The sequence below is a fragment of the Candidatus Paceibacter sp. genome (assembly GCA_013360865.1).
In the GTDB taxonomy this organism is placed as follows: Bacteria; Patescibacteriota; Minisyncoccia; order UBA9983; family UBA9983; genus SURF-57.
Genome location: JABWAS010000030.1, coordinates 1 through 5,763, shown reverse-complemented (window position 1 = coordinate 5,763; position 5,763 = coordinate 1). Strand labels below are relative to the sequence as shown.

The 5,763-nt window shown below is 41.1% G+C and carries 7 protein-coding genes; all 7 read left to right on the top strand.

All coding sequences use genetic code 11. From position 1 onward, the window contains the following. Positions 1-381 precede the first annotated feature (381 nt). The 7 genes from HUT38_04380 (at position 382) to HUT38_04350 (ending at position 5,681) form a co-directional block, all read left to right on the top strand. On the top strand, positions 382-1,275 hold the full coding sequence (locus HUT38_04380; protein NUQ57689.1) for a hypothetical protein: 894 nt from the start codon (positions 382-384) through the stop codon (positions 1,273-1,275). A gap of 189 nt (positions 1,276-1,464) precedes the next feature. Beyond that, on the top strand, positions 1,465-1,629 hold the full coding sequence (locus HUT38_04375) for a ribbon-helix-helix domain-containing protein (protein ID NUQ57688.1): 165 nt from the start codon (positions 1,465-1,467) through the stop codon (positions 1,627-1,629). 118 nt (positions 1,630-1,747) lie between these two features. Beyond that, a complete protein-coding gene (locus HUT38_04370; GenBank protein NUQ57687.1) occupies positions 1,748-3,409 on the top strand; it encodes a bifunctional DNA primase/polymerase in 1,662 nt (553 codons plus the stop codon). A 28-nt stretch (positions 3,410-3,437) separates the two neighbouring features. After that, complete coding sequence (locus HUT38_04365; protein ID NUQ57686.1) at positions 3,438-3,779, top strand: hypothetical protein; 342 nt, start codon at positions 3,438-3,440, stop codon at positions 3,777-3,779. Between the two features lie 60 nt (positions 3,780-3,839). Beyond that, on the top strand, positions 3,840-4,412 hold the full coding sequence (locus tag HUT38_04360) for a hypothetical protein (protein ID NUQ57685.1): 573 nt from the start codon (positions 3,840-3,842) through the stop codon (positions 4,410-4,412). A gap of 93 nt (positions 4,413-4,505) precedes the next feature. After that, a complete protein-coding gene (locus HUT38_04355) occupies positions 4,506-4,946 on the top strand; it encodes a hypothetical protein (GenBank protein NUQ57684.1) in 441 nt (146 codons plus the stop codon). A gap of 228 nt (positions 4,947-5,174) precedes the next feature. Continuing rightward, positions 5,175-5,681 (top strand): hypothetical protein, encoded by a 507-nt coding sequence (locus HUT38_04350; GenBank protein NUQ57683.1) that lies wholly within the window; start codon positions 5,175-5,177, stop codon positions 5,679-5,681. The last annotated feature ends 82 nt before the right edge of the window (positions 5,682-5,763 follow it).

Here is a 5,763-nt window from a genome sequence, read left to right as displayed (position 1 = left end):
TATCAAGGTATTTTGAAACATCGGCTGAACTCTGGTTAAATCTTCAAAGCCAGTACGATCTTTATATTGTAACTGAAAAAAGGGGCGACAGCTTGAAAGACATAAAACCCTTTAGAAGACCTGTTAAGGCCGGAGAGATGGAGACGGTTTAAGAAAATTTCCGTTCTCAGACGCTATAAAACCGGCCTAAAAACGCTTCCGAAGGGAGTCTGCATGGGTAAGGTCGATGAAGTACTTCCGTGTGTGTTTTTTGTAGGTTTTAGATAGGTTTTTCGGGGTTAAATTGAAAATTTAAGGGATAGCTCCTGCAGGGCGACAAGGTCACATTCCTGAGTGACCTTCCCTTAATTTACTTTTCAGGGTTACTACAGGAGGTAGCAGATGGAGCAAGAAGAAAATAAATCAAGTGGTGATGCATGGGATATACTTGTTAACCGACACGGCATTGCGTATAAAGACGAATATGAGCCAATATTTGAGCAATTAGAAAAGACGATAGAGAAAAGTCTTTTAGAGCGTATTAAGCACACGAAAAAGAGATGTGTTCTACTAGTTGGAAGCGATAAGGACTTAATTCGTAAGATTGCATGTTTGATTTATTGTTACAGCGACACGTTCGGCTTTCACTATGTGGATTGCCTGAACGAAAAAAACATAGATGATAAACTTTCTCAGTTTAAACGAGGTACAGTATTTTTAGAGGATATAGACAGCAAAGACCTCCCACTGATTAAACGGATTGACACCAGAATAACGGACTTTCTCAATGCTGGTTCCGGGCTTTCCTATACATTCAATGGCGTTAAAAAGACCACACCGCAAGGGCAATTAATAATCAGCGCTTCCGATGCAGATAACCTTCCACAGTATTTTACTTCAAAGTTTAATATTATTCCCCTTGAACCAGCGAAGAAAGACCTTCCCGCAAGCACGCAACAGGATATACAAAAGATTACGGCGCTCTTTTATGATGACGCAAAAAGCATCTTGTTTTTAGATGATGAAAAATGCTGTGAATTGACAAAAGATGAGCAAGCATTGGTTGATTATTTAAGACAAGATAGCCAACATTTTAGCGACATAATTACCCATTTTCAATCAAGAAAAGAATATTCTAACACAAACTGGAGCCGGGGGAATTTTGACAACCTTCAGTCCGATTTAAACAAGAAAACCGTAAAAAAATTAGGTGTAAAACTGATTCAAAACTTGGAAAAAAGAAGCGGAAAGTATGGCTTATTTGTAAAGATAAAAGACAAAAAATTCAAAAAGTAAGATAGCCGGTAAGATATTGGTAAGATACGTCAATCTTACTAAGAATCAATAAAATACCAGTAAAATCAAGGGAATTGAGCGAATGTAAAAAGTAAGATAGAAAGTAAGATTTTCATAGTTGTATAAAATAGGCCGTGTGCTGACGTGTGTTAGCCATGGCCTTTTTTATTTCAATCGAAAGGAGCATGTATGGAAGGAATTAAGTTTTTCAATTTTGCAATTCCAATCGAGACATATAAAAAACTCAAAGCCCGTTCCAATAGAACGGGGAAGCCTATTTCTGAAATGTTGAGGGAGGCGATTGAGATTGTTTTGAAAACACGAAACGGGAACCCGACTACAACGAAAGGCTAGGCATGGCAAATGAAAACGTTTGCGAAAAGAATCATTGTTTGGCTGGCCGTCCGCAAATACATAACTGAAACATTTGCGCGGCGGTTGATTGCCTTTTTGAATTTAGGGAACGCTTAAGATGAAATCGACACTTGAAGCGGCATTGTCATATCGAAATCAAGGATTCAGCATTGTCCCATCGAATCCCCGGACAAAGGCTCCATTGGTTCCATGGGCTGAATTTCAAGGCCGGATGCCGACCGAAAATGAAGTTGTTTCGTGGTTTAAACAATATCCCAAGGCAATGATTTCGCTAGTAACCGGCCAAAACTCCGGGGTAACGGTAGTTGATGCAGATTCTCCAGAGGCTATTTCCAGAATTGAAGAAATTCTTCCAGAATCTCTTGAACTGCCCTGTGTGCAAACTCCGAGGGGTGGCAAACATTTCTATTTTGCTTACGATCCATCTATACCCACAAAAGCCGGGGTGCTTCCTAATATTGATACCCGGAGTGATGGCGGTTGTTGCGTGTGCCCTCCCTCTTGCAATAGTAGTGGCAAAAAATATATATGGTTGAACGGTTCCGAACTTCCCAGAGAAGCCTTGCCGGAAATGCCTGAGGGCTTGTACCGTATGTTAACTGAGACTCAGTCTCAACCCACTGCCATGTGTGCGACCTCAAGGGAGCACACCATTAATAACATACATACTATATATAATAAAAAAACTAATAATAGGGAGGGTGACGACAATTTTGACGACACCCCTCCTCTCTTTTCCGAAGGTCGTCGAGACACAGATTTGTTTACACTTGCCAATTCCCTTGTAAAATCAGGCATGCCAGAGCGAGACATCTTCAAATACCTTGAATTTATTATACATTCATGGGGTGAACATGACGAAACATGGATAAATATTAAGATTCAAAGCGCTCTGAAAAGGCAAGAAAAGCGGGATGGGAAGTTTTCGGACGAAGTTAAAGAGTGGATTTTGTCGTCAAAAGGCATCTTTTTGTCGTCAGATGTCGTCAAAAGTCTCCAAGTGTCGTCAAGGGATGAGCAAAAGAATTTGTCAAAGATTCTCTCCCGTCTGTGTGACGAGGGTGTTATTGAGCGTCATGGAAACAAAAACGGTTGTTTTCGCAAGATCGAAAAAGATTACGAGATTATAGACCTGTCCAGTGTTTCTGTAACCCCCCTCCCAATTGTATGGCCGTTCAATATCCATGAAAAAGTTTACATACTACCTAAGTCGGTTGGCGTTATTGCAGGCCAAACCGATGCAGGTAAGTCAGCCTATTGCCTCAATTTTGCCTACATGAATAGGGAGCGAATGAAGGTCAGGTATCTAACCAGTGAAATGGGCGCACAAGAAATCAAAAGCCGGATTTCGCATTTAAATGTTCCTGATGTGGAATGGGAAAAAATTGAGTTTATCGAACGTTCGGGCAATTTCCAAGACTTGGTGTTGTCGGATGGAATAACAGTAATTGATTATATGGAAAAGACGGAAAATTTCTACGAAATCGCTAGGGATATAAAAGAGATTTTCGACCGTCTAAAAACGGGTTTTTGCCTGATTTCAATTCAAAAGAAAGAAGGCCAAGACTTTGGCCGTGGCGGTGATTTTTCCGCAGAAAAGTCAAGGCTGTATCTGAGCATGTCGCCAGGGCGTTTAAAAATTGTAAAGGCAAAAAACTGGGTAAAACCCGATGTTAACCCAAATCGCATGGAATGTGAATTCAAATTAGTGGGCGGGATTAAATTTATCCAGACAAGTGGCTGGAAAAGACCTGATTAAAACTTTTACCAAATGGAGGAAAAAATAGGTGATTATAACCGGTGAAACTTTAACCACTCATTTTAGAGAACAAGAGTCGAGGCGTGAGTCGATAAGGCAAAATTTAACCTGGGAGACTGTAATTGCAATTGATCCTTATTTTGATGATTTACTGTCCGAAATTGAGGGCATAGAGCCAGGGGAAAAGTTTTGCGCCAATAATATTTGGTACAAAAAATACAAGCCTATCATTCTAAACCGGGTGGGCTGGTATGCCCCTAACTATGCTCCGGAGATTTTAAAAATTGAGCGTGCCTATGATCTTGTATATCAAAGACTTTATAATGCGTTACCCGATTGTAAGGGTTGCGGGTGTTTTACAGGTTTTTAAACTTCTTATCTTTTTTTTACGGGTTTAACTTTTATCAGTCTTTTTTTGGAGGTGTGGAAAATGTCGAATATTGAAACAGCAGTGAAGGGATTTAAATTGAAGCAAAAAGAGGTTGTTTTTGCCGGGGAAAAGTTAACCGAGCTAACCCGGCGGGGCGATGATGTCCGGGAAAATTTACCCCGTCTTGAAAGGAATGTCGAGTCAGTCAGGGCGCAGAGAGAGCAAATTGTTGATAAGCTTATCTTGAATACGGTGTCACGAGACGATTTTGGGAAAAATGAGGAATTTAGAAAAGTCCAGAAATCGCTGGAAGATGCTGAAAAAGCAGTCGAAGGTGAGAGGCTTATAAGTGAGGCCGTTTCCAGGCAAATCAAAAAAATTGAATCAGAACTCCCTCGGCTTCACACACAAGTACAGTTGGCTGAAAGGAGAGTTTGGGAAACGATTTCAGCAGAATTCGAAAGCCAGATTAGTGATGATATCAAAGAAACGGTGACGACAATAGTTGCAATCGGTGCTCAGACGGGCAGGACACGGCAATTTATCTTGGATTGCCTTTTCCCGAATCCCAGCAGCGGTGAAACCCAGGAAATCCAAAAGGGGTTGCGTGAGGAATACAGTTTGATCGATTAATCGGCTACCTCCAGGCCGATTCCTGGCATGGGGTGTTTCCGTGATAGCATCCCATGCCTTTCTTTAAACATTTTTTACGAAAGGAAACATATGATGAACCTATTAACAGAAGTCGATCCAAAAACAGGAAGAAAAACTCTCAGTCCCATTTATCAAACTTTAAGAAATAGGAAAAGGGCGGGGAGTCACAAGGACGAACCCGAGCAAAAATCAGTCATAACTAGGCGTGAAGTGGTTGGACGGACTCAGAAACCCGAACCTGCTTCAACAATTACGGTAAGCCAAAGGCAAGCTTTGATTGACCTGCAAAAATACAAATCAGGCGAGCGAATCGACATGAGATGTCGCACTCCGCAAACTGCCGAGATACCTGAACCGGTAAAAGCTCTTTCGTTTGAAGAGCAAATAATTAGTGATTGGAAAAATGATTCAGCATTGCAAAGAGAATTCACGTCATTCAATAATTATACTTCCTTTATGAAGGCGCAAAGGGAAGGTCGGACGAAGATTCATCGGGGTTGTGTCGTGAAATAGCGGGAGTCCTCCATTAGCGTTTCATACTACGGACGGCATTACTTCACAGGAAAAAGAAGTGTATCGTAAGTTGTTTAAAATAAAGGCTTTGTGATAAAAGTGGGTCCTTGGAAAAAACTTTTTTTGTACGGGTTTGGAACAACCGTAGAGTTCATCCAGTCCCAGGGGCTAATCTAGGGTTTATGTTTTGGTTACTAAATAACAATCATTACAGATTAGGGGGAATTTATGGCGAGTAAAAAACAAGTGAATCTTAGGGAATTATCAAAAATTTTGCAGATTTCGCAGCCCACAATCCGAGACTGGATTTTAAAAGGTTGTCCTGCGGAAAGGACAAGTAAGGGCTTCCTTTTCGTTCCTGATGAGGTTTTTTCTTGGAGAGAAAAGTATCTATCTGAGAAAAAGCAGAGCAGTGAAGGTTATGAGCGGGCAAGAACCGAGCGTATGATCTGGTTGGCAAAGCAGGCGGAACTTAACTATAAAAAGCAAGAGGGTATTCTTGTTGATGCTGGCGAAGTAAAGCAGGCAGCATTTGAAACGGCACGGCAGGTCAGGGATGGTTTGCTAAATATTCCAAATCGGATATCTGACCTTTTAGTCGGTGAAATCAACTCAGCGGGGAGGATTGATGGGGCAAAGGTTAAAGAAATTTTGGACAAGGAACTACGCCAGGCGCTTGAAGCCCTGAGCGATAATCTTAACAAATCAACGGAGGTACACGATGATAAAAATTGAAGAAAGCAAGACCGAGCAATTAACCGTTCTATGGCTTCGATATTTCGAATTAATGTGCAAGCTAAAGTTATTGGCGAATGAA